This window comes from Streptomyces sp. 15-116A (assembly GCF_025290915.1).
Lineage (GTDB): Bacteria > Actinomycetota > Actinomycetes > Streptomycetales > Streptomycetaceae > Streptomyces.
In genome coordinates this window covers 1-26,532 of the sequence record NZ_JAOCQE010000066.1, presented here as the reverse complement: position 1 = coordinate 26,532, position 26,532 = coordinate 1, and the positions used below count along the sequence as shown (strand labels likewise).

Sequence of the window (26,532 nt, the reverse complement as noted above, 5' to 3'; positions counted from 1 at the left end):
GGGCGGCGTTCGGCGACGGCGTGGATCACCTGCGTCCCGCTCGCGTGGGCGGCGGCGACCAGCCGGGCCACCTGGGCGAGCGCGCCCGAGGAGCGGGCGGCCTCCGCGAGTTCGGGCAGGGCGCTGTCGCGGCCGACGACGCCCTCCTGGCACTCGACCGTGAGCAGCACGGTGGTGGCCGGGTCGAGCAGATCGCCGAGCTGGTCGTACGACGGCACGGTTCCCCCCGGTCGTCGGCAGCTGGGCGGGTGAGGCTAGTCACCATTGCGTGCGGAGGGAAGACACCCCATCCTTTTCTGACGTGATGTCAGAGGATCATCTCTGGCACGACGTGGGAGCAGGACGGGACAAGAGGGGGGCCTGATGACCGCCACGCAGCGCCGGGGCCGGAAGATCATGATGACGCCCGGGGAGCTGGACGAGTTCCTCACGGCGCAGCGCACCTGCCGGGTCGCCACGGTGTCCGCCGACGGCGCGCCGCACGTCAGCACGCTGTGGTTCGCCTGGGACGGCACCTCGCTGTGGCTGTACTCGGTGGTGCGCAGCAGGCGCTGGGCGCAGTTGCGCCGGGATCCGCGGGTGGCGGTCGTGGTGGACACCGGCGAGGAGTACGACGAGCTGCGCGGGGCGGAGCTGTCCGGGCGGGTGGAGTTCGTGGGCGAGATTCCCCGGACCGGTGAGCTGTGCGCCGAACTCGACGTGCCCGAGACGCTGTTCGCCCGCAAGAACTTCGGCCTGGACGAGATGCCGCACGACGGCCGCCACGCCTGGGCCCGGCTGACCCCGGAGAAGATCGTGTCCTGGGACTTCAGGAAGCTGGGCACCCTGGGGTAGCTGAAGCGGCGGCTGCTCATCCCACCTTCCGGCCCGCCTCCTGAAGCGCCTCCACCGCGGCGCGGATCGACGGCCGGCGGTCGGCGTCCGCCCGCCAGACGACGTAGACGTGCCGCCGCACGCGCTGCCTGAGCGGGACCGTGACCACACCGGCGGGCAGGGGGTTGCGGCCGAGCAGCGGGGCGATGCAGACGCCGAGGCCCGCGGAGACCAGGCCGAGCTGCGTGTGGCTCTCGGCGGCGCGGTGGCCGATGACGGGCTCGATGCCCTTGGAACGCAGGGTGAACATCAGCCACTCATGGCAGAACTCGCCCTCGCCCCAGGTGATCCACTCGTCGTCGGCGAACTCGGCGAGATCGACCTCGTCACGCCCGGCGAGCCGGTGACCGGCCGGCACGGCCACGTCGGCGGGGTCGTCGAGGAGGGGCGCCTTGACCAGCCCGTCGGGCACCGGCATCGGCTTGTTGTACCAGTCGAGCACGACCGCGAGGTCGAGATCGCCCCGCACGACCCCGGCGATGCCGTTCTCCGGCTCCAGTTCGCGTGAGCGCACCCGCAGCGCCGGATGCCGCTCGCGCAGGGCCGCGAGGGCGACGGGGAACAGCCCTCGCGCGGCGGTGGGGAACGCCGAGACGCGCAGTTCGCCCGCCACCTGGCCGCGCTGGGCCTCCAGGTCGGCCTGGGCGAGCTCCACCTGGGACAGGATGCGCGCGGCGTGCTCGGCGAGCAGCCGCCCGGCGTCGGTGAGCCGCACGCCCCGCCCGTTCTTGGCGAGGAGCCGCTGACCCACCTCGCGCTCCAGCTTGGACAGCTGCTGGGAGACGGCGGACGTGGTGATGTGCAGTCCCTCGGCCGCGCCGCTGACCGAGCCGTGCCGGGCGAGGGCATCGAGGGTGCGTAGGCGCTCCAGGTTCAACATGTAAGCAATGCTACGAGATATCGCGTGCGAAATCTCGATTGTGCTACGAGATCCTTTCCCGCATCGTGGGGTGCATGAGCAGCGTCACCTCGCCCACCGCCTCCGCCTCCCGCCCGGCGGCCGTACCCGCGTCGTCCTCCTCCCGCCCCCGCCTGGACTGGCGTCTGCGCTTCGGCGCGTTGTCCCTGATCTGGGGCTTCAGTTTCCTCCTCATCAAGGTCGGCACCCACGGGTACGCGCCCTTCCAGGTCACGCTCGGCCGGCTGGCGTTCGGCACGGCGGTGCTGGCGGTGGCGATGGCGGTACGCCGGGAGCGGCTGCCGCGCGGTCTGCGCACCTGGGGACATCTCGCGGTGGCCGGCTTCCTGCTGAACGCCCTGCCGTTCTCGTTGTTCGCCTTCGCCGAGCTGACGATCCCCTCCACGCTGGCCGGCATCTGCAACGCGACCTCGCCGCTGTGCGGCATGGCGCTGTCGCTGGTCGCCCTGTCCGAGGACCGCCCGACGCGGCTGCGGGTGGCGGGGCTCGGTCTGGGCTTCCTCGGGGTGCTGACGGTGCTGGGCGCCTGGCAGGGCTTCCACGGCCTGGACGCCCGCGGCACGGCATTGGCCCTGCTGGCCTCGCTGAGCTACCCCGTGGGCTGGATCTACGTCCGCCGCACCCTGGCGGGCAGCAGCCACTCCAACCTCTCCCTCACGGGCGGCCAGCTCCTGCTCGCCACACTGCAACTGGCCGTCGTCACCCCGATGTTCACGAGCGTGCCGAGCGAGTTCGCGGTCGTCCCGCTGCTGGCGATCGCGGCCCTGGGCACGCTGGGCACCGGGCTGGCCGTCCTCATCCAGTACGACCTGGTCGCCGAGGTCGGCCCCACGACCGGCCAGATGGTCACGTACTTCGTCCCGGTCATCGCCGCCGCGGCGGGCATCGCGATCCTCGGCGAGACCCTGACCTGGTCGACCCCGGTGGGCGCGGTGATCGTCCTGGCGGGAGCGGCCCTCACCCAGGTGAGGCCGAAGCGGACCTTGTAGCTGTGCGACCGACCGGACCTGGCGTTCCGCGCGTCAGACGTACGTCCTCGGCGCCTCCCCCGCCCGGCCGAGCGCCCCCGCGATCGCCTCGGCCAGCGGCTCGATGTCGTCCTCGGTCAGCGTCGACACGGTGACGCGGATGCCGGGCGGCGCGCTCATCCGGAAGCGGGCGCCGGGGGCGACCGCCCAGCCGGCATGCAGGAGACGGGCGACGGCACCGGTCTCGTCCGTGACGGGCACCCAGACATTCATGCCACTGCGGCCGTGCGAAGTGATCCCGCGCCGGGCCAGCGCCGCGATCAGCGCCTCCCGGCGCCGGGTGTACGCGGCCGCCACCACCGCCGGATCGAGGGCACCGGTGGTCCGCAGCCGCACCAGCGCCCGCTGGACGACCAGACTGACCCAGCCCGGCCCCAGCCGCTGCCGGCCACGCACCAGGTCCAGCGTCACGGGGTCGCCGGTGAGGACCGCGAGCCGCAGATCGGGACCGTACGCCTTGGCCGCCGAGCGGACGAAGGCCCAGCTGTGCGTCGTCCCGGCGAGCGGGTGCAGCGGGAGCCCGGCGATGTGGTGCCCGTGGTCGTCCTCGATGAGCAGCGTCTGAGGGTGCTGCGCGAGGACCGATCTGAGAGCACGCGCGCGTGCGGAGCCCAGGGCGGCGCCGGTCGGGTTCTGCGCCCGGTCGGTGACGATCAGCGCCCGCGCCCCGCCGGTCAGGGCCCGCCGTACGTCCTCGGGCAGCGGCCCCTCGTCGTCGACGCCGACGGGAACGACGCGCAGCCCCAGCGCCGGGACCAGGTCCAGCACGCTGCGCCAGCCCGGGTCCTCCACGGCGACGGCGTCGCCCGGCCTGAGGTGGGCGGCGAGGACCCGTTCGAGGGCGTCGAGCGCGCCGGAGGTGATCGCGACGGGCCCGTCCGGAACGCCGTCGGCGTCCAGCTCGGCCCGTGCGAGACGGGCCAGCTCGGGATCCACGGGCGCGTGCCCGTACAGCACCGGCTCCCGGTCGCCCTGTGCCGCCGCGGCGGCGAACGCCTCGGCCAGCGGCGGCAGCAGCGCCGGGTCCGGGTTGCCGTCGGAGACGTCCCGCACCCCCTCCGGGACGTCCACCCGGATGAAGTCGCGCCCGGTCGTCGCCGGCCTGGGCCGCACGCGGCTGCCACGCCGGCCCGCGGTCTCGATCACCCCACGTTCGCGCAGCGTCCGGTACGCGGCGGCGACGGTGTTGGGGTTCACCCCGAGCTGCTGCGCCAACTCCCGTAGGGGCGGCAGCAGTTCGCCCGGGCCCAGCGCCCCTTCGCGCACCGCCCGCTCGATGCTCGCGGAAATCTCCGCTGCACGCCGGCCCTCGATCCGATACTCTCCTAGCACAAAGCCAAGTATGCACTAGTGCAATGGAGAGCACCATGCCGGGGACCCAGCCGCCGCAGCAGACCGAGACCGCCCCCACCTACCGGCCCACCGAGCGCACGGTCCCCACCCGCTCCCCCGACCGTGCCGCCTACGACAAGGAACTGGTGCACGCGATACTCGACGAGGGCTATGTCTGCCATCTCGGCTTCGTCCGCGACGGCGCACCGGTGGTGCTGCCCACGCTCTACGGCAGGGTCGGCGAGCGTCTCTACGTGCACGGTTCGACGGGCTCGCGTCCCCTGCGCGCGGCCGGCCAGGCCGACCCCGGTCTCCCGGTCTGCCTGACCGTGACTCATGTCGACGGGCTGGTGCTGGCGCGTTCGGCCTTCCACCACTCGATCAACTACCGCTCCGTGGTGGTGCACGGCCTCGCCCACGACGTCACCGACCCCGAGGAGAAGCGGCTGGCCCTGGACGCCCTGGTGAACCACGTGGTGCCGGGCCGTGCCGCCGACTCCCGCCCGGCGAACAAGAAGGAGCTCGCCGCCACCGCGGTGATCCGCCTCGACCTGAACGAGGTCTCCGCCAAGCTCCGCACCGGCGGCGTCAACGATGAGCCGGAGGACCTCGCCCTCCCGCACTGGGCCGGCGTCCTGCCCCTGCGCAAGGGCTACGGCACCCCGCTCGCCGACCCGGACCTGGCACCCGGCACGGAGTTTCCGGAGTACCTCGCGGCCCTGTGACAGTGCGAGGGGGCGCTCCCGGCACACGGCGAGGGGCACTCCTGGCACACGTGGCACACGTGGCACACGGCGAGGGGCCTTCCCGACACGCGCCGGGAAGGCCCCTCCGCCTGCAACACGCCGGATGACCCCTCTGTCTACACCGGTACCGCCTCCGCCTCACGCACCCGGCTGCGCGCACCGCGCGCCTCGCCCAGCGCCAGACCGGCGACCGAGCCGAGCAGCAGCAGCGTGCCGAGCAGGGTCGCCGTGGTGAGCCGCTCGCCGAGCAGGGTGACCGCGAGCACCGCCGCGCTCACCGGCTCGAGCAGCATGATCACGGACACGGTGGCGGACCGTACGACGGCCGCACCGGCGAAGTACAGACCGTAGGCGAGAGCGGTCGGGACGGTCGCGATGTACGCGATCAGGCACAGCAGAAGGCCCGGCTCGTCGGTGTGCGGCAGCAGCCCCTCGGCCGCCGCGAACGGCAGCAGCAGCGCGCTGGTGACGGCGAAGGCCCCGACGGTCGTACCGGAGGTGTCCGTGCGGCCGTCGCGGCCCCACCACCGGGTGAGCAGTGTCATCACCGAGTACCCGGCGGCGGACAGCAGCGCGAGCAGGACGCCCCAGGCGTCCACGGCCGCTCCTCCCCCGCCGAGCACGAGCACGACCAGTCCGAGGAGCGCGCCCGCCACGGCGGCTGATCCCCCGCGCCCCAGGCGCTCACCGAGGAGCATCCGCGCGCCGAGCGCGATCAGCACGGGCCCGGCGCCGAGGGTGACGACGGTCGCCACGGCGAGGCCCGTGGCGGAGACGGCCGCGAAGTAGGCGGTCTGGAACACCGCGAGCCCGGCTCCGGTGGCCCCGGCGCGCATCACCCTGCGCCCGAGCGGCTCGGGTACGGCGGTCCGGGCGCGCGGCAGCAGCAGCCGGGCGGCGAGCAGCAGCACCAGCCCGGCCGCACAGCGCCAGAAGGACAGGGCGACGGGCCCCATGTCACCGGCCCGGTAGACCAGCGAGGCGGCGGCGCCCGCGGTGCCCCAGGCGGCACCGGCGACGATCAGATAGAGCAGGCCACGCCCGACGGGCAGGGCCAGGGAAGCGTTCGACACGAGTTCTCTCCGCAGAAGCGCGCGCACGCGTGTGGTCGGCGTGGGCGCGGAAGTTCGGGAGGACCCCGGAGAACGGACGCCGGATCAAGGTGAGGAGAACCGGCTCGACGGGGTCCGTGGACTTCGTCTGCGGGCAGCACCGTCACGCCCGGCGACATGCGGGGCGGAGGGACGGAAGGGCCCGCCTCAGGCGGCCGGAGGCGGAAGAACAAGTGCGCGCGCGTGCATGATCGGCACCTTATGCGGCCTTGCCCGGCGCCGACAACTCCTTTTCGGGTCCGCCGCTCGCCACGGGCTCCCCGGAGTTCCTGGCCGGGGCCGAGGACTGGGCGATGAACGCACCGGTCAGCACGACCACACCGCCGACGATCTGCGGCGCCGACAGGTGTTCGCCCAGCAGGACCCAGGCCAGCACGGTGGCGATGACCGCTTCGAGGCAGGCCACGACGCCCGCGACCTGCGGCGACAGCCGCCGCACCGAGAGGACGCCGGTGACGTACGCGACGACGGTGGCGAGGAGCACGATCCAGGCGAGCAGCGCGAACGCGGCCACCGAGGTGCCGTTCATGTCGGCGCTGCCCGCGAGCACCGACCAGTCCATGGCCCAGGGACGGGCGACGACGGTGAGCACGGCGGCGCCGATCAGCAGGCCGTAGGCGATCACGCCCAGCGGGTCGGGTGCCTCGTCCCCGGCGTCGCTGCCCTGGTCGGACAGGACGAAGTAGCCGACCTGGCAGCAGGCGGCGCCGAGCGCGAGCAGCAGTCCGAGGGCGTCGAAGCCGAGCCCCGACCACACCTCCACGACACAGGCGAGTCCGCCGACCGCCAGGACCACACCGACCGCGGCGGCCCGCGTCACCGGCCGGCGCTGCACGAACCGCACCCAGCCGAGCACCAGCGCCGGCGCCAGATACTCGACGAGGAGCGCGACACCGACGGGGATCCGCGAGATCGCGGCGAAGTAGCAGGCCTGCACACCGGCGACGGCGAGCAGACCGAACCCGGCCAGCAGTCCCGGACGGCGGCGCAGCAGCCCCCGGTGGCGCACGGCCAGCGGCAGCATGACGAGGGCGGCGCCGGCCACCCTGAGCCACACGACGTGGAGCGGGTCGAGGCCCGCCTCGATCAGCGGCTTGGCCGCGACACCGGATCCCCCGAAGGCCACGGCGGACAGCAGGGCGAGGCCGAGGCCGACGCCCTTGCCACGATGGCTCCGGGTGCTGACTGACGTATGCACCGGCACATGATGACAGGAGCCGACAGGAGCGTCACCCCCTATGGCACCTGTCTCACCGACTGGACGGCACGTCAGGGGCGGCGGGGCGGTGCGGTCACCAGGAGGCCGGATCGCCGCGTCCGGTCACCAGGAGGCCGGATCGCCGCGTCCGACGGCGCACTCCCCGCTCGGGCCGGCGGCCGGGCCGTCCGTCCGGTCGTCGTGGTGCCGCCCCGGGTGCGCCTCGAGGTGCCGGCCGGTCTGCGCCTCGATGCGGGCGAACACGTCGTGCGGGTCCATCCCGGCACGCCGGAGCACCTCGACGGCGCGGGCCTGCGGGTCCACGACGATCGCCGCGAGCAGGTCCACGCCCCGTGCCGGGGCGTCGTCACGGCGTGCGGCGCGTTCGTGGGCGTACTCCATGCAGCCCGCGGCCAGCGGCGAGAAGCCCGCGGCCTCGGTCACCACGGGGACGGACCCGGAGTCCTCCACCCCGCTCTGCCAGCGCAGTCCGTAGCCGATGCTGCGCTGGACCAGATAGCCGAGCAGCCGGGCGATCTGCGGCCCGTCGCCGAAGACGGCGCGCGCCTCGGCGTCGCTCTCCAGGAGGGAGTGCAGCAGATGGGCGGTGTCGATCTGCCGGTCCCCGTCCCTGAGCGCCCGGCGGCGGGCACCGGCGACCACCGCTGCCAGCTCTGCGCTGAGCCTGGCATCGTTGTCCGCGCGGGCGGTGCCGCGCTCGTGCGGTTCTCGGTCGGACTGCCGCGGGATACGGGGTTGCACATCCTCCACCCCATCAGTCCCGTGCGGCCTGGTCATCCCCGGCGGGGAGCATCTTCGCGTCCCACGGGAAGTGGACATGGCCGGCCGGCATCTCCTCCTTGCGGATGACATCAGGCCGTTCTTCCCCGAGGGGCGCGCGCCGCCTTGCCCCACGCCCCCGAGGGCAACCGAAGGGGCGTCCCGTGGGTCCAACAGGGGCATGGAGAGCAGGTGCTGGCTGGTGGCCCTGCCTGCGGTGGACGGCAGGCAGTACGTCTACCGTGTCCACGCCCCGGAGGACGCACTGCTCGCCGACCTGTTCTGGGAGGCATGGCACTGCCACGACGAGGGCCCGCACCCGCGCGCCTGGGACATCTTCGACGCGGCGGTGATACGCAGGGTCGGCTGACCGGCCGGCCGTGCCACCGCAGCGTCAGTCCTCGTCGGCGAGGATCAGGTACAGCTTCTTGCGGGCCTCGTTGATCACGGCGAGGGCCTTGTCGCGCTGCTCCTTGCTGCCGGTCTTCCAGACCTGGCCGAAGGCCTCCATCAGCCCGAACCCGGCCTGACGGATCTCGCTCAGCGCCTCCCAGTCGACCCCGCGCGAGGCCTCCTCCCAGGGCGCCTCGGGGCCCTCCTCGGCGGCGGAGCGCCCCGCGTCGGTGAGCGAGAACAGTTTCTTGCCGCCACCGCCCTCGGTCTGGCTGGTGATCAGGCCCTCGTCCTCCAGCAGCTGAAGGGTGGGGTAGACCGAGCCGGGGCTGGGCTTCCACGCCCCGCCGCTGCGCTCGGCGATCTCCTGGATCATCTCGTAGCCGTGCATGGGCCGGTCCTTGAGTAGAGCGAGGATCGAGGCCCGTACGTCACCGCGCCGCGCCCTTCCCCTCGGTCCGCCGCGTCCTCGGCCGCCCCAGGGACCGTGCCCGAAACCCGGATCGAACCCGGGACCGCCGCCACCGGGGCCTCCCGGACCGAAGGGCCCGAACGCCGCGCGCAGCCGCTCGAAGTCCACGCCACGACCGCCACGCGGCCCGCCGTGACCCCGTCCGTGCTCGAAACCGTGCGTACGCATCGCCATCACTCTCCATTCCATCGTTGATCTGTCGCGATGCCTCAACGATATATCGGAAGCGCTCGTAGGCAAGCCTCGGTCCGGTGGACGGTCCCCGCGTGAATCGGTCCAGTGATCGTCAATTGGCCTTGGCACGGGGCCTCGTGCGGCCCCTACCGTCGGGCCATGCGGATTCGAATCGTCGACGCCTTCACCGACCGGCCCTTCGCCGGCAACCCGGCCGGGGTGCTGCTCCTGGACGCCTTCCCGGACGACGCCTGGATGCAGAAGGTGGCTCTGGAGATCAACCACGCCGAGACCGCCTTCGCCCACCCGCTCCCCGCGGGCGGCGAGGCCGACTGGGCGCTGCGCTGGTTCACGCCCGCCGCCGAGGTCGCGATGTGCGGCCACGCGACCCTCGCCACCGCCCATGTCCTGCGGTCCACCGGCGCTCACAAGGGGCCGGTGCGGTTCGCCACCCGCAGCGGCGTTCTGATCGCCACGCCCGCCGAGGACGGCTCGATCACCCTGGACTTCCCCACCGCGCCGCTCACCCGGGTCGACCTCCCCGAGGGCGTCGCCGAGGCTCTGGGAGCCGAGCCGAGCGCCGCGTACGACACCGGTCCCCAGGTCGGGGACCTGCTCGTCGAGCTCCCCGACGAGAAGACGGTCCACGCCCTGCGCCCCGACACCAAGGCCCTGGGCATTCACTCCGAGCGCGGCGTCATCGCCACCGCCCGCGCGGCCGACCCCGCCGGCGGCTACGACTACGTCTCCCGCTGCTTCTTCCCGAACGTCGGCATCGACGAGGACCCGGTCACCGGCAGCGCCCACACCGCGCTGGCCCCGTACTGGTCCGAGCGCCTGGGCCGCACCGACCTCACCGGCCTCCAGGCGTCGGCCCGCTCCGGCCGCGTCCGCACCCGGCTGCGCGGCGAACGCACCCTGCTGAGCGGCCGGGCGGTGACGGTCATCGAGGGCGAGCTGCTCGTCTGATGCCAAGAGGCGGCGCCTGCACCTGCGGGCGCCCCCGGTCTCACGCCGTCGGCAGCCAGTCCACCTTTCCGGCCAACAGCGCGTATCCCACGAACGCCCCGACATCGAGCAGCGTGTGCGCGACGACCAGCGGCCCGACCCGGCCCCAGCGGCGGTACAGGTAGACGAACACCACGCCCATCACCATGTTGCCGATGAACCCGCCGATGCCCTGGTAGAGGTGGTACGAGCCGCGCAGCACCGAGCTGGCCGCCAGCGTGGCGCCCGGCGACCAGCCGAGCTGCCCGAGCCGGCGCAGCAGATACCCGACGACGATGACCTCCTCGACGACGGCGTTCTGCAGCGCCGAGAGGACCAGCACCGGGTACTTCCACCACACGTCCGGCAGCGCCTCCGGGACCACGGTGAGGTTGAAGCCGAGGCCGCGTGCGGCCAGGTAGAAGGCGATGCCGGTGCTGCCGATCACGGCCGCGATCACGGCACCGCGACCCAGGTCGGACCAGGGACGTGTGCGGTCGAAGCCGAGGGTGCGCAGTCCCGCGCCCTCGCGCAGCAGGAAGTGGGCGACGAGCGCGACCGGGACGAGTGCCGTGGTGATCCCGAACAGCTGCCAGGCGAGGTCCAGCCAGGGGCGGCCGGGCGCGGCCGAGGCGTTGAGGGTGGCCGCCTGGTCCTTCAGGCCCCCGGGTTTCGTGACCGACCCGATGAAGCTGATGAGCGCGGACACTCCGCTCGCGCCGAGGGACAGCGCGAGCACGAGCAGCGTCTCGTTGCGCAACACCGTCCGCGGGAGCCCCGCCCGAGCATGGGAATCGGCCGCCCCCGGGCCCGCCTCCGCCTGCACACCTGCCTCCAGATCACCGGTCGGCCCGATCAGTATGCCGATCAGTATGAAGGGCGGTGCTGTGCGCGCGACGGCGACCGGGGCAGGCCGCTCGGGCACGGGCTGCCTCGGAGCCCTCCGGTGGAGAGCGGGCTCAGGCCGTCGGGACGGGTTCCGGGAGGCCCACCGGCCAGGTGTGGACCGGGTCGCCCTGCTCCATGAGGGCGCGGTAGCGACGGGTGGTGGCGGCCAGGGCGGCGTCCCGGGCGAGGCCCTGCTCCAGGGCGCGGTGGAAGGTCGCGGCCTGCCAGCTCGCGCCGTTCATCCGGCGCCGGCACCGCTCCTCGATCACCCCGAGGTACAGGTCCCGGTCGGCCGGCTCGATGCCCCAGGCGTCCAGCCCGGCCTCGGCCAGCGGCAGCAGCTCGTCGCGTACGAGGGCGACCGCGTCGACCTCGCCGGTCCCGCCGTAGCGCCCGCGCCGGGGCCAGGTGAAGCGGGCGTCGATGCCGTGCTTGCAGGCGGCGTCGAAGTTGGCTGCGGCGGCCTCGAAGGGCAGCCGGGTCCACACCGGCCGGCTCTCCTCGGCGAGCGCGCGGACGACGCCGTAGTAGAAGGCCGCGTTGGCGACGACGTCGGTGACGGTGGGCCCGGCGGGCAGGACGCGGTTCTCCACGCGCAGGTGGGGGACGCCGTCGGCGATGCCGTAGACGGGGCGGTTCCAGCGGTAGATCGTGCCGTTGTGCAGGACGAGCTCGGCGAGGGTGGGGGTGCCGCCGCTCGCCAGCACGTCGAGGGGGTCCTCGTCGTCGCAGATCGGCAGCAGCGCCGGGAAGTACCGCAGGTTCTCCTCGAAGAGGTCGAACGCCGAGGTGATCCAGCGCTCCCCGAACCAGGTGCGCGGCCGTACGCCCTGCGCCTGGAGCTCGGGCGGGCGCGTGTCGGTGGACTGCTGGAACAGCGGCGGCCGGGACTCGCGCCACAGCTCGCGGCCGAACAGGAACGGCGAGTTGGCACCGACGGCGATCTGCGCGGCGGCGACCGCCTGCGCCGCGTTCCACACATCGGCGAACCGGGCCGGGGTGACCTGGAGGTGCAGCTGCACGGAGGTGCAGGCGGCCTCGGGGGCGATGGACTTCGAGGTGCAGCGCAGATGCTCGACGCCGTCGATGTCGAGGCTGAAGTCCTCACCCCGGGCGGCCACGATCTGGTCGTTGAGCAGGGTGTAGCGATCGACGTCGGAGAGGTTCGAGGAGACCAGATCGTCCCGGTCCAGCGTCGGCAGAATGCCGATCATCACGATTCCGGCGTCCACCTCACGGGCTTTCCGGTCGGCATACGCGAGCGAGGTCCGCAGTTCCTCGGCGAGCCGGTCGAATACGCGCCCGCCCAGCCGGTGCGGCGCGATGTTGACTTCGAGATTGAACATGGCGAGTTCTGTCTGGAAGTCACGGCTCGCGATCCGCTCGAGGACTTGCGCATTCAACATTCTCGGCATGCCGTCGGCGCCCGCGAGATTCAATTCGATCTCCAGACCCATGAGATTCTTGGGCCGATCGAACCGCTTCTCCGCCAGGAGTCGCTCCAAGCCCGTCAGACACGTACGGAGCTTGTCGCGGTAGCGCTGGCGATCGGACAGGTCGAACTGACCTGCCACGACCTTCTCCCCCATCGAAGCGTCCCTCCTCGGATGGGCGTGCCGAAGAACGGCCGCCGGGTCCCGGTCCACAGGGGAGGATGCCCAGCCGATGCGATCGATAACGTCCCGGCGGGACCCTCGGACCGCTACCCTGTCGATACTGACCAGTGGCACATTCACCGGGCATGACGCAGAACGCACGTTACGGACCGGCGAACAACTCGTGAAAAACGCCGACGGTAATTAGCCGTCCGCTTGACCGGCGTTTTTCGAGGTCATCGGCGTGCACCCCGTCTGGAATCGGGATGATTCTCGCGTATCACCGACCAGAAGTACCCTTGCCCGCGGGGCCGGAAACGACTAGACGAAACACAGTCTGAACACGTGTCGTATAAACTTCGCGAACAAGGCAGAAGGTTGGCGCCCACGGTCGAGTGATCCAGCCGTCGAGGCGACGTGCGGCAGGCCTCACCCCCGCCTCGCGCGCTCAGACCCCGGCCCCTGCCTCTCTGACCTTCGCGAGCTGACAGCGCCGTCCGCCCCGCCATGCCCCGCCCCGCCACGCCCTCGCGCCACTGTGCCTTCGAATGAGAGGCGACCCACCATGCCCCTGCATGTCCCCCCGGCTCCCGCGCCCGCACTGCGTTCCGTCCTGACCGCGCTCTCCTCCCCCACCGCGGTGAGCGAGGCCCGAACTCCCTCCCTGCTCGCCGCCCAGGGGCCCCTCTCGCCCGAGCTTCCGCTGCCCGTGCATGTGCTGGACCGCGTCACCGCCGAGGGCGTGTCCGCGACCCGGCTGGCCGGCTGGCGCTTCCTGATCCGCAGCGGCGAGCGCGCGGTGGCCGCCGCGGACGCGGTGCTCACGCCCGACGGCTGGGCCTTCTCCCGGTTCTTCGAGGGCCCGTACATCGGCTCCACGGAGCTCGCGGTGCGCCAGGCCGAGGCGATGACGCAGCCGTATCAGCCGCGGTTGCTGTCCGTGCCCGGCCTGTACATGCTGACGCTCTGGCTGCACGGCGATCCCACCGCGGACGGTGCCACCGGCCACCCGGCCGCCACCGATCTGCTCGTGCCGCTCGCCCCGGCGCCGCCCGGCATCGCCGCGCACCGTCCGCACCGCGTCGCCGAGCTCCTGCCCGTGCTGACCCTCCGGGTGACGCCCACCCGTCTCCTCGGCTCCCCGGCCTGACGCGGCACAGGGCCGACCAGGCCGGACCCGCACAGGGCCACCCTCGGCCACGGCCGGACTAGCCCCATCCGGCCACGTCGAACCACCCGAAGTGACAGTGCAGTTGAGATGAACCGTCCGCGTGGGTGACGCGTCATGAACCAGTGAGGAGCGGTGCCGCGAAATCCCTGCGGAAATCCGCCCATGGGGCAACACTGGTTCGGACCGACTTATCACAACGGGGGGCGGCCATGAACGACGCTTCGAGCCGCGCAACTGAGACGACAGCCAACCCACAGGTCACCACAGAGCGAAAGATCCCATCCATGTGCCAGCACCAGCCACCGTGCCCCTCAGCAGACTCCGCCGACCGGGAATCCGCCCGTCTCGTGGCGCACCACCCGGAACAGGGGTGGAGCCTGCTGTGCAACGGTGTCGTGCTCTTCGAGGACACCGGTGAGCTCCTGCCCGACGGCAGGATCATCGCACCGCAGCGTCCGCGGAGCGCAGCCCAGGTGATGACCACCGCCTGAGCATCCCCGCCCGGGGACACGAGGGGCCGGACCGCAGAAGCCGCTGCGAACCGGCCCCGACGCGTGTCCGGAGCGGATCACTCACCGTGACCCTGCGCACGGACCGGAGTGATGAGCCGCGCCCCGAGCCCCGCCCCGCGTGAGCCGGTTCTCCGGAAGACTCCTGGAGGTTTCGCGGGCCAATCGCGCGGGGCCGTTTCGCGGTCATGGGGTGGGTCAGTGGCAGCAGCGCGGAAGGCCGAGACCGGAGGCAGGGTCACGATCACGGAGATCGCCCGGCAGGCCGGTGTCTCGGTGCCCCTCGGCGCGTCGTGGTCTCCGCTACCGCGCTACCTCCTGATCAGCGCCTCGCGGATCGCGTAGTACGCCGGCTTGCGGCGGAGTTCTTCGTCCCACGGCAGGGCCGCGCCCTCGCCCTCGAAGAACGCCGGGATCCAGGAGTACTTGTCGGTGTAGTCCCAGATGGTCACCCCCACGCACCGGCGCACCGCGAGGCACGCCTCGGTGACGTCCCGGTACCACTCGGCCTGCGTGGCCAGCTTCGCCTCGTCGGCCGGGAGTTCCATGCGGATGTCGACCTCCGTGAGCGCCGTGTCCAGGCCGAGCCGGGAGAAGCGCCGGAGGTTGTCCTCGAGGGTGTCCGGATAGCCGTACTGCAGCGCGAGGTGCGCCTGCATGCCGATGCCGTGCAGCGGAACGCCCTGCGCCCGCAGCTCCTTGGCCAGCCGGTGGTAGGCGTCGCTCTTCGGACCGACCGCCTCGATGTTGTAGTCGTTGAGGTACAACTTCACCCGCGGATCGGCCTCGTGCGCCCAGCGCAGCGAGTCGGCGATGTAACCGGGCCCGAGCGTCCTGTAGAAGATCGTCTCCCGGTACGTGCCGTCCTCGTTGAACGCCTCGTTGACGACGTCCCAGGCGAACACCTTGCCCCGGTAGTGCCGTACCTCGGTCTGGATGTGCTTCTTCAGTACCGCCCTGAGCTCGCTCGCCGTCCATTCCCGCCCGGTGAGCCAGTCGGGCAGCTGGCTGTGCCAGACGAGGGTGTGGCCGCGCACCTTCTGGTGGTGCGCGCGGGCGAAGTTGACGATCTCGTCGCCCTTGGAGAAGTCGAACACGCCCTGTTCGGGCTCGGTGGCATACCACTTCATGCCGTTGCCGGGCGTGATCTGGTCGAACTCCCGGCCGAGGATCTCCGTGTACGGGCGGTCGGTGAGCTCGGGGTTGTCCGTGGCGCTGCCGAAGTAGCGGCCGTGCCGCTGGGCGAGTTCGGCGAGCGTGGGCTGCTTTACGTGCCGCTCCTCGCCGGCCTGTGCGGCAGGCCCGGTGACGACACCGGCGGCCATCAGAACGGTGGCGAACGCCCCGGCGAGTCTGAGCCGGGTGCGGATCGTGCTGCGCGTCGTGCGCATGGTGCGACTCCTCACATGCGGTGGTGGGTGTGAGCCGTACGTTTCGGTGCGGGCTGTGAGTCGTACGTCCGTGAGCCGTACGGTCCGGGCCGCGGGCGCGCGGATCATCCCTTCGTCGCGCCCGCGGTGAGGCCGCCGACGAGCTGCCGCTCGGCGACCGAGTAGAAGGCGAGCGCGGGGACCATGGCCAGGACCAGGTACGCGAAGACCCGCGCGGTGTCCGCCGAGTACTGCCCCTGGAACTGCTGGACGCCGATCGGGATGGTCCACCAGGTGGACTCCGTGAACACCAGCAGCGGCAGGAAGAAGTTGTTCCAGCTGGTGACCACGGCCAGCACCGAGACCGTGCCGAGCGCCGGCCGCGCCATCGGCAGCAGCACCCGCCAGAAGAAGCCGAGCGGCCCGCAGCCGTCCAGCGTCGCCGCCTCCTCCAGCTCCCCCGGGATCTGCCGGAAGAAGCCCCGCAGGATGATGATCGTCATCGGCAGACCGAAGGCCGCCTGCGGAAGGATCACGCCGAGCGGGTTGTCCAGCAGCCCCATCGCCCGCAGCAGCAGGAACAGCGGCAGCGCGGCCACCGCGAACGGGAACATCAGCCCCATGGTGAACAGCGTGAACAGCAACTCCCGCCCGCGGAAGGCGAACCGGGCGAAGGAGAAGGCGGCCAGCGCCGACACCGCGACCACGATCAGCGCCGTGGCCACCGCGATGAGCGTGCTGTTGCCGACCAGCCGCCAGAAGTCCGTGGAGGCGAGGATGTCGGTGTAGTTGGACGCCACCCACGGCTCGGGCAACCCGACGGGGTTGCTGGAGAGCTGGTCGGTGGACTTGAACCCGGACAGCACCGCGTACAGCAGCGGTACGGCCATGACCGCGCCGACGACGATCAGGACGACGTGCAGCGGCAGTGCCCGCAGGAACGCGCCGCGCCGGGGCCGGGGTTCGGTGAGCCGGGCCACGCTCTGCTTGTCGGTGAGGGTCACCTCGCGCCTCCTCGCATGGTCGTGGTGGCCCCCTCCAGGTCCCGGCGCAGGACGAACCGCTGGTAGGCGAGGGCGAAGACGAGGCTGATGCCGAACATGACCACGCTGATCGCGCTGGCGTAGCCGACCTGGTAGCGCTTGAATCCGTACTGGAACATGGTCACGGCCATCGTCTCGGAGTGGTGGTCGGGGCCGCCCTGGGTGATCACCCACACCAGGTCGAAGAGCTGGATGGCCCCGATGACCGACAGGAACACGCTGATCCGCAGGGTGGGCGCGAGCAGCGGCAGGGTGACGTTGCGGATCCGCTGCAAGGGTCCGGCCCCGTCGATCAGTGCCGCCTCTGTCAACTCCTTCGGGATGGACTGGAGTCCGGCCAGGTAGAGCATCATGTGGAAGCCGAAGTACTTCCACGTCATGACGAGGAACAGGGTCGCCATCACCATGTCGGGATCGGCGAACCACTCCCCTCCGAGCCCCTCCAGGCCGACTTTGCCGAGGAGTTGGTCAGCAAACCCGTCGCCCGGGGCGAAGATCATGGCGAACAGCACACCGGTGATGGCCTCGGACAGCACGTACGGGGCGAAGAACAGCATCCGGTACACCGCCCGGCCGCGCATCCGCTGGTTCAGCAGCACGGCCAGGGCGAGCGCGAACGGCAACTGGAGGACGAGCGACAGCGCGACCAGCAGGAAGCAGCGCCACAGGTCGCCGAGGAACACCGGGTCCTTGAACAGCCGGGTGAAGTTGTCGCCGCCGATGTAGTCGGACGGCATTCCGAAGCCGCCCCACCGGAAGAACGCGGCGTACACGGCGAACAGGATCGGCAGCAGCACCAGCACACCGAACAGCAGCAGCGCGGGCACCTGGAACCCGACCGCGGTGAGCCAGTTCCGTGTGCGCCGCCGCTTGCGCCCGCGCGCGACGGCGCGGGGCGAGGGCGGCAGGCCGGTCGGGGGGCCGGTTCGTTTGTCCGGCAGGTACGTGGAGGTCATCGCCGGCTACTGCTCTTCCTTCGCGGCCTTCGTGATCGACTCGGCGACCTGTCCGGGCGACTTGGACCCGGCGATGAGCGCGCCGACGGAGTCGTTGACCTCCTGGCCGACGGCGGGGGCGTAGGCCTGGTCGAGGTAGAGCTGGAATCCGGTGGCGCTCTTGAGCTGCTTCTGCACGGCCTGGAGGTTGGGGTCGGTGAGGGCCGCCTCGGCCGCGGGGACGACGGGCAGGACGCCGGTCTTCTTGACGAGTTCGCGGTCCGTGGTCTCGGAGGCGAAGAACTTCAGGAAGTCGACGGCGGCCTGGGGCGCTCCGCGGCGCAGCGCGTGTCCGCCGCCTCCGCCGAACACCTCGGTGATGGTGCCCTTGCCGCCCTCGACCGCCGGGAACGGGAAGAAGCCGAGGTCGTCACCGAGGCCCTTGCCCGCGTCGGCCTGCACGACGGGCGCCCACTGGCCCATGAGCTCCATCGCCGCCTTGCCGTTGCCGACGCTCGCGGCCTGGCCGGTGGGCGTGGAGTAGGCGGCGCCGAGGAAGCCCTTCTGGAACGGCTCCAGGGCGACGAGGTCCTTCAGGTGCTCGCCCGCCTGGACGAAGCCGGGGCCAGTGAAGTCCTTGTCCGCGTCGGCCTTGGCCATCGCGTCGATGCCGGCGGTGCGCATCGCGAGATACGCCCAGTAGTACATGCCGGTCCACTTCTCCTTGCCGGCCAGGGCGATCGGCGTGACACCGGCGGACTTCAGCTTGCGCACGGCGTCGAGGAAGCCGCTCCAGGTGGCCGGGGGCTCGCTGATCCCGGCCTTCTTGAAGAGCGCCTTGTTGTACCAGAAGCCGATCATGCCGATGTCGAAGGGGATGCCGTAGAGCTTGTCGTCGAGCAGGTACGGCTCCTTGGCGACGGGCAGCAGGCCGGTGGCGAAGTCCTTGGTGCGGTCGGTGAGGTCCTCGACCAGCCCGGCGTCGACCTGCTGCTTGAGCACGCCACCGCCCCAGGTGTGGAAGATGTCCGGCAGCTTCCCGGAGGAGGTCAGGGCCGTCATCTTCGACTTGTAGGCGTCGTTCTCCAGCTGGACGATCTTCACCTTGACCGTGGGGTTCTGCGCCTCGAACTTCTTGGCCAGCGCGGCCCAGACGTCCTTCGTGGGCTGGGTGGTGGAGATGTTCCACCACTCGATCGTGGTCGTCCCCGACGACCCCGAGTCCGAGTCGCCGCCGCAGCCGCTCAGTGCCGTCATGCCCAGGCCGGCCGCGGCGGAGGCCGCCAGGAAGCCGCGGCGGGACAGTGCCGGGTCGCCCATGTGATGCGCTCCTTGGGTACCGGGGCGGACGTCTCCACATCCACCCGTGGGTTCGAAAGTTTCGGAAGAGATCCAGAAACATGCGTTGTTGCCGCACCCTAGAGACAGCCACCAAACGGTGGCAACCCCTTGTACGCGGTGAATCTGCGGCCAGCACGGCACGACGACTCGCCCCTGCGACGCAGGGGAGGCGAAAGTTTCGGATCTTCGAGCGAACGTTACGTTCCGTCGGCCGAACCGAGACCGACGGATGGACGGGCACTGAGCCCCCTCCGGCCTATCGTGATCGGCATGCAGTCCTACACGATCGGCCAGGCAGCACGACTGCTCGGCGTCAGCCCGGACACCGCCCGCCGCTGGGCCGACGCGGGACGGATCACCACCCACCGCGACGACAGCGGACGGCGCCTCATCGACGGCCGCGACCTGGCCGCCTTCTCGGTCGAGTTCGCCAGGTCGGCCGCCACCGAGGACGACGCCCCGTACACCTCGGCCCGCAACGCCTTCCCCGGCATCGTCACCGCGATCAAACTCGGCGATGTCGCCGCCCAGGTGGAGATCCAGGCCGGCCCGCACCGACTGGTGTCCCTGCTGACCCGGGAGGCCGTCGAGGAGTTGGGACTCGAGGTCGGCATGGAGGCCACGGCCCGCGTGAAGTCGACAAACGTCCATATCGACAGGACGTGACGGGGCTTCCCCATTGCCATGGACAGAGCCCTCCGTACGAACGCACATGCACCCTGCACGACCTCGACTGCCTTGCTCATGCGATACGACAGGAGACTTACACCTGGCAGATGCGGCAATATGATCGGCCGTACGGGAAGGGCGCGTTGCCGCTCTTCCTCCCGCGGCCACGAGGAGAGACACCGAGATGACCCGTTCAGCTCACCGGACCCACCGGCCCCTTCGGATCACCGGTGCCGCAGCCGCGACCCTGCTGATGCTGAGCGCCTGTGCCGACGCCGACTCGGATGCGGACGCCTCGTCCGGGGCGGCCGGGGACAAGATCAGCGGCACGGTCACGGTGTTCGCCGCCGCCTCGCTCAAGGAGAGCTTCACCGAGCTGGGCAAGCGGTTCGAGAAGGAGCACCCGGGGACGAAGGTCGCCTTCAACTTCAGCGGCAGCGACAGCCTGGCCGCCAGCATCACCAGCGGCGCCCCGGCCGACGTCTTCGCCGCGGCCAGCGCGAAGACGATGAAGGTCGTCACGGACGAGGGCGCGGCGGCCGGCACTCCCGCCACGTTCATCCGCAACCGCCTGCAGATCGCCACGCTGCCGGGCAACCCGGAGGGGATCAAGTCCCTCAAGGATCTGACGGCGTCCGGCCTGAAGGTCGTGCTGTGCGACAAGGAGGTCCCGTGCGGTTCGGCCGCGCAGACCGCCCTGACCGCCGCCGGTGTCGAGGTGACGCCGGTGTCCTACGAACAGGACGTCAAGAGCGCCCTGACGAAGGTCGAGCTGAAGGAGGCCGACGCCGCCCTCGTGTACCGCACCGATGTGAAGGCGGCCGGTGACAAGGTGGAAGGCGTGGAATTCCCGGAGTCGGCGAAGGCCGTCAACGACTACCCGATCGCCCGGCTCGAGGACGCGCCGAACCCGGCGGGGGCCAAGGCGTTCCTCGAGTTGGTGCAGTCCCCCGAGGGCCAGACCGTCCTGACGGCGGCGGGCTTCCTCAAGCCATGACCGACGGCGCCCCGCCCCCCGGCTCGGTGGACCGTGGCGGTCCGCGGCGGTCCGCTGTCCGCCCGGCCGCTCGCCGCCGAGCCCCGCTCCCCCTGCTCGTCCCCGCACTCCTCGGCCTGGCGTTCCTCCTGGTCCCGCTGCTCGCCCTGCTCCTGCGGGCCCCATGGCGCAGCTTGCCCGAGCAGCTGACGAGCCCGGAGGTGTGGGAGGCGCTGCGGCTCTCTCTCGTCTGCGCCACGGCGGCGACGGCGCTGAGCCTGATCGTCGGCGTCCCCCTGGCGTGGCTGCTCGCCCGCACGGACTTCCGCGGCCGGGGCCTGGTCCGCGCCCTGGTGACGCTCCCCCTGGTGCTGCCCCCGGTGGTCGGCGGTGTGGCCCTGCTGCTCGCCCTGGGCCGCAACGGCGTCGTCGGCCAGTGGCTGGACGAGTGGTTCGGCATCACCCTGCCCTTCACCACCACCGGCGTCATCCTCGCCGAGACGTTCGTGGCGATGCCGTTCCTCGTGATCAGCGTGGAGGGCACGCTGCGGGCCGCCGACCCGCGCTACGAGGAGGCGGCCACCACCCTCGGCGCCTCTCGTTTCACCGCGTTCCGCCGGGTCACCCTGCCGCTGATCGCGCCCGGCATCGCCGCCGGCTCCGTCCTGGCCTGGGCCAGGGCGCTCGGCGAGTTCGGGGCGACCATCACCTTCGCCGGCAACTTCCCGGGCCGCACCCAGACCATGCCCCTGGCGGTCTACCTCGCCCTCCAGAACGACCCGGCCGCGGCCATCGCCCTCAGTCTGGTCCTGCTGGCGGTGTCCATCGCCGTACTGGCCGGTCTGCGCGACCGCTGGATGAGAACGGCCTGACACATGCCCGATCCCCACAAGATCCCGCCTCGCACGAGCGCCACCACAACCGGCCTCGCATCCCCGGCCGACGGCCTGGACGCGCGGCTCGTCGTCGACCGTGACCGGTTCCGGCTCGACGTCACGCTCACCGCCGCCCCCGGCGACGTCGTCGCCCTGCTCGGACCGAACGGCGCGGGCAAGACCACCGCGCTGCGTGCGCTCGCCGGTCTCACTCCGCTGACCGGCGGCCATCTGCGGCTCGACGGCGTTGACCTGGAGCGCGTGCCGCCCGAGTCACGGCCGGTCGGTGTCGTCTTCCAGGACTATCTGCTCTTCCCGCACCTGACCGCACTCGACAACGTGGCCTTCGGACCGCGCTGCCGGGGCGTCGGCAAGGCCGAGGCGCGTGCCCAAGCCACGGAGTGGCTGGAACGCATGGGCCTCGCCGAGCACGCGAGCGCCAAGCCCCGCCGCCTCTCCGGCGGCCAGGCCCAGCGCGTGGCCCTCGCCCGCGCCCTGGCCACCCGTCCCCGGCTGCTGCTCCTCGACGAACCGCTCGCCGCACTCGACGCCCGTACCCGCTTGGAGGTGCGCGCCCAGCTCCGCCGCCACCTCGCCGCTTTCGAGGCCGTCGCCGTCCTGGTCACCCATGACCCGCTGGACGCCATGGTGCTGGCCGACCGTCTCGTCGTCGTGGAGCACGGCCGCATCGTGCAGGAGGGGAGCCCTTCCGACATCGCCCGCCATCCGCGCACCGAGTACATCGCCCAGCTGGTCGGCCTGAACCTCTACCGCGGGCACGCCGACGGCCACACCGTGCGGCTCGACACGGGCCCCGCCATCGCGACGACCGAGGACCTGACAGGGCCCGCCTTCGTGGCGTTCCCGCCCGGCGCGGTGACCCTGTTCCGCGACCGCCCCACCGGCTCCAGCGCCCGCAACCTGTGGCGCTGCGAGGTCGCCGGCCTGGAGACGCACGGCGACCAGATCCGCGCGGAGCTCACCGGCGAACTGCCCCTGGCCGCCGACCTCACCACGGTCGCCGCCGCCGAACTCGACCTCCATCCGGGCGCTGAAGTGTGGGCGGCGGTCAAGGCGACGCAGACGCACGCCTACCCTGCGTAGAAACGCCGGAGGGCTCCACTCCGGGCCGTGCGGCCGAAGGGGAGCCCTCCTTCTCGGTGTCAGCGTCAGTCCTCGTACGCGTCCAGCGGCGGGCAGGAGCAGACCAGGTTCCGGTCACCGAAGGCCTGGTCGATCCGGCGCACCGGCGGCCAGTACTTGTCGGCGGCGCTCACCCCGCCCGGGAACACGGCCTCCTCGCGGTTGTACGCGTGCTCCCACTCCCCGCCGAGCATGCCCGCCGTGTGCGGGGCGCCCCGCAGCGGGTTGTCCTCCGCGGGCCACTCGCCGGAACCGACCTTCTCGATCTCCGCGCGAATCGCGATCATCGCCTCGCAGAACCGGTCCAGCTCGGTCAGGTCCTCGGACTCGGTCGGCTCGATCATCAGCGTGCCGGCCACCGGGAAGGACATCGTCGGCGCGTGGAAACCGTAGTCGATCAGCCGCTTGGCCACGTCGTCCACAGTCACACCGGTCGCCTTGGTCAGCGGACGCAGATCGATGATGCACTCGTGCGCGACCAGCCCGCCGGGGCCCGTGTAGAGCACCGGGTAGTGCGGCTCGAGGCGCTTGGCGATGTAGTTGGCGCTGAGCACCGCCACCTGCGTGGCCCGCTTCAGCCCCTCACCGCCCATGAGCCGGACGTACGCCCACGAGATCGGCAGGATGCCCGCCGAACCCCAGGGAGCCGCCGAGATCGGCCCCACGCCGGTCTCCGGGCCCGCCTCGGGCTGGAGCGGGTGGTTCGGCAGATACGGCGCGAGGTGCGCGCGGACGCCGACCGGGCCGACACCCGGACCGCCACCGCCGTGCGGGATGCAGAAGGTCTTGTGCAGGTTCAGGTGCGAGACGTCACCGCCGAAGTGGCCGGGCTTGGCCAGGCCGACCAGCGCGTTGAGGTTGGCGCCGTCGACGTACACCTGGCCGCCCGCCTCGTGCACCTGGGCGCAGATGTCGGCGACGTGCTCCTCGAACACACCGTGCGTCGACGGGTACGTGATCATCAGCACCGACAGCTCGTCGCGGTACTGCTCGATCTTCGCCCGCAGGTCCTCGACGTTGATCTCGCCGTCCTCGGCGGTCTTGACGACGACGACCTTCATGCCGGCCATCACGGCGCTGGCGGCGTTGGTGCCGTGCGCGGAGGACGGGATGAGGCAGACGGTGCGCTGCTCGTCACCGTTCGCGCGGTGGTAGCCGCGGACAGCGAGCAGACCGGCCAGCTCGCCCTGCGAACCGGCGTTGGGCTGCAGCGACACCTTGTCGTAGCCGGTGACCTCGGCGAGCCGCTCCTCCAGCTCACGGATGAGCGTGAGGTAGCCCGCGGCCTGCTCTGCCGGCGCGAAGGGGTGCAGCTGGCCGAACTCGGGCCAGGTGACCGGCTCCATCTCGGTGGTCGCGTTGAGCTTCATGGTGCAGGAGCCCAGCGGGATCATGCCGCGGTCCAGCGCGTAGTCCCGGTCGGAGAGGCGGCGCAGGTAGCGCAGCATCGCGGTCTCGGAGCGGTGCTGCTGGAAGACCGGGTGGGTCAGGTACTCGTCGGTGCGCAGCAGGTCGTCCGGCAGCGTGTCCTGCGCGGTGGCGTCCAGCGCCTCGATGTCGCCCTCCATCCCGAAGGCGCTCCACACGGCGGCGAGCCGCGCCCGCTCGGTGGTCTCGTCGCAGGCGATCGAGACGTGATCGGCGTCGACGAGCCGCAGGTTGACGCCGTTGTCCCGCGCGGCGGCGACGATCTCGGCGGCCCGGCCCGGGACGCGCACGGTCAGGGTGTCGAAGTAGGAGCCGTGCACGACCTCGGCGCCACCGGCCTTGAGGCCCTCGGCGAGGATCGTGGCGTACCGGTGGGTGCGCCGGGCGATGGTCCGCAGGCCCTCCGGCCCGTGGTAGACGGCGTACATCCCGGCCATCACGGCGAGCAGCACCTGGGCGGTGCAGATGTTGCTGGTGGCCTTCTCACGGCGGATGTGCTGCTCACGGGTCTGCAGCGCCAGCCGGTAGGCCTTGTTCCCGTCCGCGTCGACCGAGACGCCGACGAGGCGCCCGGGCAGGCTGCGGGCCATCTTCTCCTGGACGGCCATGTAGCCGGCGTGCGGTCCGCCGAAGCCCATCGGCACACCGAAGCGCTGAGTCGTGCCGACCGCGATGTCCGCCCCGAGCTCACCGGGCGACTTCAGCAGGGTGAGCGCGAGCAGGTCGGCGGCGACGGTGACGAGCGCGCCGAGCTCGTGCGCCTGGTCGATCACCGGCTTGATGTCGCGTACGGCACCGGAGGCGCCCGGGTACTGGATCAGCACGCCGTTGATCTCACGCTCGGCGACCTCGGCGGGGATGCCCTCGCTCAGGTCGGCGACGACGACCTCGACACCGGTCGGTTCGGCGCGGGTCTCGATCACGGCGATGGTCTGCGGCAGCGCGTCCGCGTCGACCAGGAACAGGCCCTTCTTGTTCTTGCCCATGCGCCGGGACAGCGCCATCGCCTCGGCGGCGGCGGTGCCCTCGTCGAGCAGCGAGGCCCCGGAGGTCGGCAGGCCGGTGAGCTCGGCGACCATCGTCTGGAAGTTCAGCAGCGCCTCGAGCCGGCCCTGCGAGATCTCCGGCTGGTACGGGGTGTACGCCGTGTACCAGGCCGGGTTCTCCATGACGTTGCGCAGGATCACCGGCGGCGTGAACGTCCCGTAGTACCCGAGTCCGATCATGGAGCCGAGCACCTGGTTGCGGTCGGCCAGCTCGCGCAGCTCGGCCAGCACCTCGGCCTCGGTGCGCGCGCCCGGCAGGTCCAGCGCGTCGGCGTTCTTGATCACATCCGGCACCGCGGCGGCGGTCAGCTCGTCGAGCGAGCCGTAGCCGACGTGGGCGAGCATCTTGGCCCGGGCCTCGTGGTCGGGGCCGATGTGGCGCTGCTCGAACGGGATCCCCTGTTCGAGCTCGGAGAGCGGAGTGCGGTGGGCGTTCATGCGGAGGCCTCCTGGTCTGACGACCTTCGAGGGGCACCACGGCGCGGGTGCCCGGACGGCCTCCCCCTCTGTCATCTCAACCTGAGAGTTTCACCGGATCGCCGTAAAGCGCCCGGCTTTCACCGTCGGTGAGAGCGGAAGCCGTGACACCCGCCCTGCTTTCCAGAGTGACCTCGTCCGTGCGGTACATGGGCCTGAGAGATTCCGGGGAGGATTTGCTCCTTCGGCGCCTCCGATGGTGCCTGGAGGACTCTCCCGCACGGGGTCAGCAGCCGTTGCCAGCGTACCAGCGGGGGCAAGGCACGGACCTTCGAGTGGCCGCTGAGCTGTTTGTGCCGTTTTGTAGTACTTACGGACGAGTTTTTGCGACCAGTGGAGGGCCCGTGGAGACCGACATCGATCCGCGCAACCTGATCGGCCGCAAGGCGTTCGACCGCAACGGGACCCGCATCGGCACGATCGACGAGGTCTACCTCGACGACGCCACGGGCGTACCCGAGTGGGCGGCGATACGCACCGGCCTGTTCAGCAGGGACGCCTTCGTCCCCCTGGAACCCAGCGAACTGATCGACGGCGCCCTCCACGTCCCCTTCGACCGCGCCCTGATCAAGGACGCCCCCGACTTCGGCGTAGGCCGCCACCTCTCCCCGGAGCAGGAACTCCAGCTCTACCACCACTACGGCCTGGACATAGCCGCCCCACCCCCACTCCCGGACCACGACTTCGGCAACCTGGCAGGCAAGGACAAACACCCCTGACCCTGCCTCCCCACCCAGCCCCGCCATCCCGCGAGCGTTGAGTGCAGTCGCTCCCGCCCATCCCGCGTGCGCCCGATGCCGTCTTCCCACGGACGTTGACTGCCGTCACTCCCGCCACTCCTTCGGGCGTCCGACGCCGTCCCTCCCGCGGCCCTTGACTTCCGACGCCGTCCCTCCCGCGGCCCTTGACTTCCGACGCCGTCCTTCCCGCGGCCCTTGACTTCCGTCACTCCCGCCCATCCCGCGGACAGCCGCTACCGCCCATCCCGCGGGCAGTCGTGCCGCTGGGGCGGCACGGGTGGGCGCGGACGGCACCCCGCCAGCGCCGGGCCG

At 71.6% G+C, this 26,532-nt stretch carries 25 protein-coding genes, 1 pseudogene and 1 riboswitch; of the genes and pseudogenes, 12 read left to right on the top strand and 14 right to left on the bottom strand.

The window, feature by feature from the left end:
• Window positions 1–218: pseudogene (locus tag N4P33_RS14115) on the bottom strand (cysteine hydrolase); the annotation flags it as partial.
• A gap of 145 nt (window positions 219–363) precedes the next feature.
• On the opposite strand from N4P33_RS14115, the gene N4P33_RS14110 reads away from it, so the two are divergent.
• The gene (locus N4P33_RS14110) at window positions 364–834 is read left to right on the top strand and encodes a pyridoxamine 5'-phosphate oxidase family protein (protein ID WP_260826790.1); all 471 of its coding nucleotides are present in this window, start codon (window positions 364–366) and stop codon (window positions 832–834) included.
• 16 nt (window positions 835–850) lie between these two features.
• Here N4P33_RS14110 and N4P33_RS14105 read toward each other — a convergent pair whose 3' ends face one another.
• Window positions 851–1,753: a LysR family transcriptional regulator gene (locus tag N4P33_RS14105; RefSeq protein WP_260826789.1), complete on the bottom strand. Its 903-nt coding sequence runs from the start codon at window positions 1,751–1,753 to the stop codon at window positions 851–853.
• 74 nt (window positions 1,754–1,827) lie between these two features.
• On the opposite strand from N4P33_RS14105, the gene N4P33_RS14100 reads away from it, so the two are divergent.
• A complete protein-coding gene (locus N4P33_RS14100) occupies window positions 1,828–2,781 on the top strand; it encodes a DMT family transporter (RefSeq protein ID WP_260826787.1) in 954 nt (317 codons plus the stop codon).
• A gap of 33 nt (window positions 2,782–2,814) precedes the next feature.
• Here N4P33_RS14100 and N4P33_RS14095 read toward each other — a convergent pair whose 3' ends face one another.
• Entirely contained in the window at window positions 2,815–4,152 is a 1,338-nt protein-coding gene (locus N4P33_RS14095) for an aminotransferase class I/II-fold pyridoxal phosphate-dependent enzyme (RefSeq protein WP_260826786.1), read from the bottom strand.
• A gap of 35 nt (window positions 4,153–4,187) precedes the next feature.
• Here N4P33_RS14095 and N4P33_RS14090 point away from each other — a divergent pair, with 35 nt between their 5' ends.
• The gene (locus tag N4P33_RS14090) at window positions 4,188–4,877 is read left to right on the top strand and encodes a pyridoxamine 5'-phosphate oxidase family protein (RefSeq protein ID WP_260826785.1); all 690 of its coding nucleotides are present in this window, start codon (window positions 4,188–4,190) and stop codon (window positions 4,875–4,877) included.
• Window positions 4,878–5,014: 137 nt separating this feature from the next.
• Here N4P33_RS14090 and N4P33_RS14085 read toward each other — a convergent pair whose 3' ends face one another.
• The 3 genes from N4P33_RS14085 to N4P33_RS14075 form a co-directional block, all read right to left on the bottom strand.
• The gene (locus N4P33_RS14085) at window positions 5,015–5,971 is read right to left on the bottom strand and encodes a DMT family transporter (protein ID WP_260826783.1); all 957 of its coding nucleotides are present in this window, start codon (window positions 5,969–5,971) and stop codon (window positions 5,015–5,017) included.
• A 238-nt stretch (window positions 5,972–6,209) separates the two neighbouring features.
• A complete protein-coding gene (locus tag N4P33_RS14080) occupies window positions 6,210–7,214 on the bottom strand; it encodes a DMT family transporter (protein ID WP_260826782.1) in 1,005 nt (334 codons plus the stop codon).
• A gap of 117 nt (window positions 7,215–7,331) precedes the next feature.
• Complete coding sequence (locus N4P33_RS14075) at window positions 7,332–7,970, bottom strand: Clp protease N-terminal domain-containing protein (RefSeq protein WP_260826781.1); 639 nt, start codon at window positions 7,968–7,970, stop codon at window positions 7,332–7,334.
• 199 nt (window positions 7,971–8,169) lie between these two features.
• Between N4P33_RS14075 and N4P33_RS14070 the strand changes: the two genes are divergently transcribed.
• Entirely contained in the window at window positions 8,170–8,358 is a 189-nt protein-coding gene (locus N4P33_RS14070; protein WP_260826779.1) for a hypothetical protein, read from the top strand.
• Between the two features lie 24 nt (window positions 8,359–8,382).
• Here the strand turns inward: N4P33_RS14070 and N4P33_RS14065 are convergent, their stop codons facing one another.
• A complete protein-coding gene (locus N4P33_RS14065) occupies window positions 8,383–9,021 on the bottom strand; it encodes a PadR family transcriptional regulator (RefSeq protein WP_260826778.1) in 639 nt (212 codons plus the stop codon).
• 165 nt (window positions 9,022–9,186) lie between these two features.
• On the opposite strand from N4P33_RS14065, the gene N4P33_RS14060 reads away from it, so the two are divergent.
• Window positions 9,187–9,996: a PhzF family phenazine biosynthesis protein gene (locus N4P33_RS14060; RefSeq protein WP_260826777.1), complete on the top strand. Its 810-nt coding sequence runs from the start codon at window positions 9,187–9,189 to the stop codon at window positions 9,994–9,996.
• A 40-nt stretch (window positions 9,997–10,036) separates the two neighbouring features.
• Here the strand turns inward: N4P33_RS14060 and N4P33_RS14055 are convergent, their stop codons facing one another.
• A complete protein-coding gene (locus N4P33_RS14055; RefSeq protein WP_260826794.1) occupies window positions 10,037–10,840 on the bottom strand; it encodes a CPBP family intramembrane glutamic endopeptidase in 804 nt (267 codons plus the stop codon).
• A gap of 133 nt (window positions 10,841–10,973) precedes the next feature.
• Window positions 10,974–12,491, bottom strand: coding sequence for a glutamate-cysteine ligase family protein (locus N4P33_RS14050; RefSeq protein ID WP_260826776.1), 1,518 nt, complete (start codon window positions 12,489–12,491; stop codon window positions 10,974–10,976).
• A 571-nt stretch (window positions 12,492–13,062) separates the two neighbouring features.
• Here N4P33_RS14050 and N4P33_RS14045 point away from each other — a divergent pair.
• Window positions 13,063–13,647 carry a hypothetical protein gene (locus N4P33_RS14045; protein WP_260826775.1) on the top strand — a complete coding sequence of 195 codons (585 nt, stop codon included), beginning with the start codon at window positions 13,063–13,065 and terminating at the stop codon, window positions 13,645–13,647.
• A gap of 305 nt (window positions 13,648–13,952) precedes the next feature.
• On the top strand, window positions 13,953–14,159 hold the full coding sequence (locus N4P33_RS14040) for a DUF5999 family protein (RefSeq protein ID WP_313904513.1): 207 nt from the start codon (window positions 13,953–13,955) through the stop codon (window positions 14,157–14,159).
• Between the two features lie 329 nt (window positions 14,160–14,488).
• Here N4P33_RS14040 and N4P33_RS14035 read toward each other — a convergent pair whose 3' ends face one another.
• From N4P33_RS14035 to N4P33_RS14020, 4 genes are all read right to left on the bottom strand, one after another.
• Window positions 14,489–15,568: an endo-1,4-beta-xylanase gene (locus tag N4P33_RS14035; RefSeq protein ID WP_260826772.1), complete on the bottom strand. Its 1,080-nt coding sequence runs from the start codon at window positions 15,566–15,568 to the stop codon at window positions 14,489–14,491.
• A 104-nt stretch (window positions 15,569–15,672) separates the two neighbouring features.
• Window positions 15,673–16,437, bottom strand: coding sequence for a carbohydrate ABC transporter permease (locus N4P33_RS14030; protein WP_260826792.1), 765 nt, complete (start codon window positions 16,435–16,437; stop codon window positions 15,673–15,675).
• A gap of 110 nt (window positions 16,438–16,547) precedes the next feature.
• Window positions 16,548–17,546 (bottom strand): carbohydrate ABC transporter permease, encoded by a 999-nt coding sequence (locus tag N4P33_RS14025; RefSeq protein WP_260826771.1) that lies wholly within the window; start codon window positions 17,544–17,546, stop codon window positions 16,548–16,550.
• Between the two features lie 6 nt (window positions 17,547–17,552).
• Window positions 17,553–18,845 (bottom strand): extracellular solute-binding protein, encoded by a 1,293-nt coding sequence (locus N4P33_RS14020; RefSeq protein ID WP_260826770.1) that lies wholly within the window; start codon window positions 18,843–18,845, stop codon window positions 17,553–17,555.
• 291 nt (window positions 18,846–19,136) lie between these two features.
• On the opposite strand from N4P33_RS14020, the gene N4P33_RS14015 reads away from it, so the two are divergent.
• From N4P33_RS14015 to N4P33_RS14000, 4 genes are all read left to right on the top strand, one after another.
• Window positions 19,137–19,532: a molybdopterin-binding protein gene (locus tag N4P33_RS14015; RefSeq protein ID WP_260826768.1), complete on the top strand. Its 396-nt coding sequence runs from the start codon at window positions 19,137–19,139 to the stop codon at window positions 19,530–19,532.
• Between the two features lie 187 nt (window positions 19,533–19,719).
• The gene (gene modA, locus N4P33_RS14010) at window positions 19,720–20,532 is read left to right on the top strand and encodes a molybdate ABC transporter substrate-binding protein (RefSeq protein WP_260826766.1); all 813 of its coding nucleotides are present in this window, start codon (window positions 19,720–19,722) and stop codon (window positions 20,530–20,532) included.
• Entirely contained in the window at window positions 20,529–21,383 is an 855-nt protein-coding gene (gene modB / locus N4P33_RS14005) for a molybdate ABC transporter permease subunit (RefSeq protein WP_260826764.1), read from the top strand. Before modA ends, modB begins: the two co-directional genes overlap by 4 nt.
• A 3-nt stretch (window positions 21,384–21,386) precedes the next feature.
• Window positions 21,387–22,490 (top strand): ABC transporter ATP-binding protein, encoded by a 1,104-nt coding sequence (locus N4P33_RS14000; RefSeq protein ID WP_260826761.1) that lies wholly within the window; start codon window positions 21,387–21,389, stop codon window positions 22,488–22,490.
• Window positions 22,491–22,555: 65 nt separating this feature from the next.
• Here the strand turns inward: N4P33_RS14000 and gcvP are convergent, their stop codons facing one another.
• A complete protein-coding gene (gene gcvP / locus N4P33_RS13995) occupies window positions 22,556–25,441 on the bottom strand; it encodes an aminomethyl-transferring glycine dehydrogenase (RefSeq protein ID WP_260826760.1) in 2,886 nt (961 codons plus the stop codon).
• A 172-nt stretch (window positions 25,442–25,613) separates the two neighbouring features.
• Window positions 25,614–25,709: riboswitch (glycine riboswitch) on the bottom strand.
• A gap of 115 nt (window positions 25,710–25,824) precedes the next feature.
• Between gcvP and N4P33_RS13990 the strand changes: the two genes are divergently transcribed.
• Window positions 25,825–26,199: a PRC-barrel domain-containing protein gene (locus tag N4P33_RS13990; protein WP_260826759.1), complete on the top strand. Its 375-nt coding sequence runs from the start codon at window positions 25,825–25,827 to the stop codon at window positions 26,197–26,199.
• The last annotated feature ends 333 nt before the right edge of the window (window positions 26,200–26,532 follow it).

Coding starts and splice junctions, on each gene's coding strand:
- gcvP (WP_260826760.1), bottom strand. CDS start 25,441: ATGAACGCCCACCGCACTCCGCTCTCCGAGCTCGAACAGGGGATCCCG.
- N4P33_RS14060 (WP_260826777.1), top strand. CDS start 9,187: ATGCGGATTCGAATCGTCGACGCCTTCACCGACCGGCCCTTCGCCGGC.
- N4P33_RS14110 (WP_260826790.1), top strand. CDS start 364: ATGACCGCCACGCAGCGCCGGGGCCGGAAGATCATGATGACGCCCGGG.
- N4P33_RS14065 (WP_260826778.1), bottom strand. CDS start 9,021: ATGCGTACGCACGGTTTCGAGCACGGACGGGGTCACGGCGGGCCGCGT.
- N4P33_RS14090 (WP_260826785.1), top strand. CDS start 4,188: ATGCCGGGGACCCAGCCGCCGCAGCAGACCGAGACCGCCCCCACCTAC.
- N4P33_RS14050 (WP_260826776.1), bottom strand. CDS start 12,491: ATGGGGGAGAAGGTCGTGGCAGGTCAGTTCGACCTGTCCGATCGCCAG.
- modA (WP_260826766.1), top strand. CDS start 19,720: ATGACCCGTTCAGCTCACCGGACCCACCGGCCCCTTCGGATCACCGGT.
- N4P33_RS14000 (WP_260826761.1), top strand. CDS start 21,387: ATGCCCGATCCCCACAAGATCCCGCCTCGCACGAGCGCCACCACAACC.
- N4P33_RS14030 (WP_260826792.1), bottom strand. CDS start 16,437: ATGGCCGTACCGCTGCTGTACGCGGTGCTGTCCGGGTTCAAGTCCACC.
- modB (WP_260826764.1), top strand. CDS start 20,529: ATGACCGACGGCGCCCCGCCCCCCGGCTCGGTGGACCGTGGCGGTCCG.
- N4P33_RS14100 (WP_260826787.1), top strand. CDS start 1,828: ATGAGCAGCGTCACCTCGCCCACCGCCTCCGCCTCCCGCCCGGCGGCC.
- N4P33_RS14070 (WP_260826779.1), top strand. CDS start 8,170: ATGGAGAGCAGGTGCTGGCTGGTGGCCCTGCCTGCGGTGGACGGCAGG.
- N4P33_RS14035 (WP_260826772.1), bottom strand. CDS start 15,568: ATGCGCACGACGCGCAGCACGATCCGCACCCGGCTCAGACTCGCCGGG.
- N4P33_RS14020 (WP_260826770.1), bottom strand. CDS start 18,845: ATGGGCGACCCGGCACTGTCCCGCCGCGGCTTCCTGGCGGCCTCCGCC.
- N4P33_RS14045 (WP_260826775.1), top strand. CDS start 13,063: ATGCCCCTGCATGTCCCCCCGGCTCCCGCGCCCGCACTGCGTTCCGTC.
- N4P33_RS14015 (WP_260826768.1), top strand. CDS start 19,137: ATGCAGTCCTACACGATCGGCCAGGCAGCACGACTGCTCGGCGTCAGC.
- N4P33_RS14105 (WP_260826789.1), bottom strand. CDS start 1,753: ATGTTGAACCTGGAGCGCCTACGCACCCTCGATGCCCTCGCCCGGCAC.
- N4P33_RS14025 (WP_260826771.1), bottom strand. CDS start 17,546: ATGACCTCCACGTACCTGCCGGACAAACGAACCGGCCCCCCGACCGGC.
- N4P33_RS14040 (WP_313904513.1), top strand. CDS start 13,953: ATGTGCCAGCACCAGCCACCGTGCCCCTCAGCAGACTCCGCCGACCGG.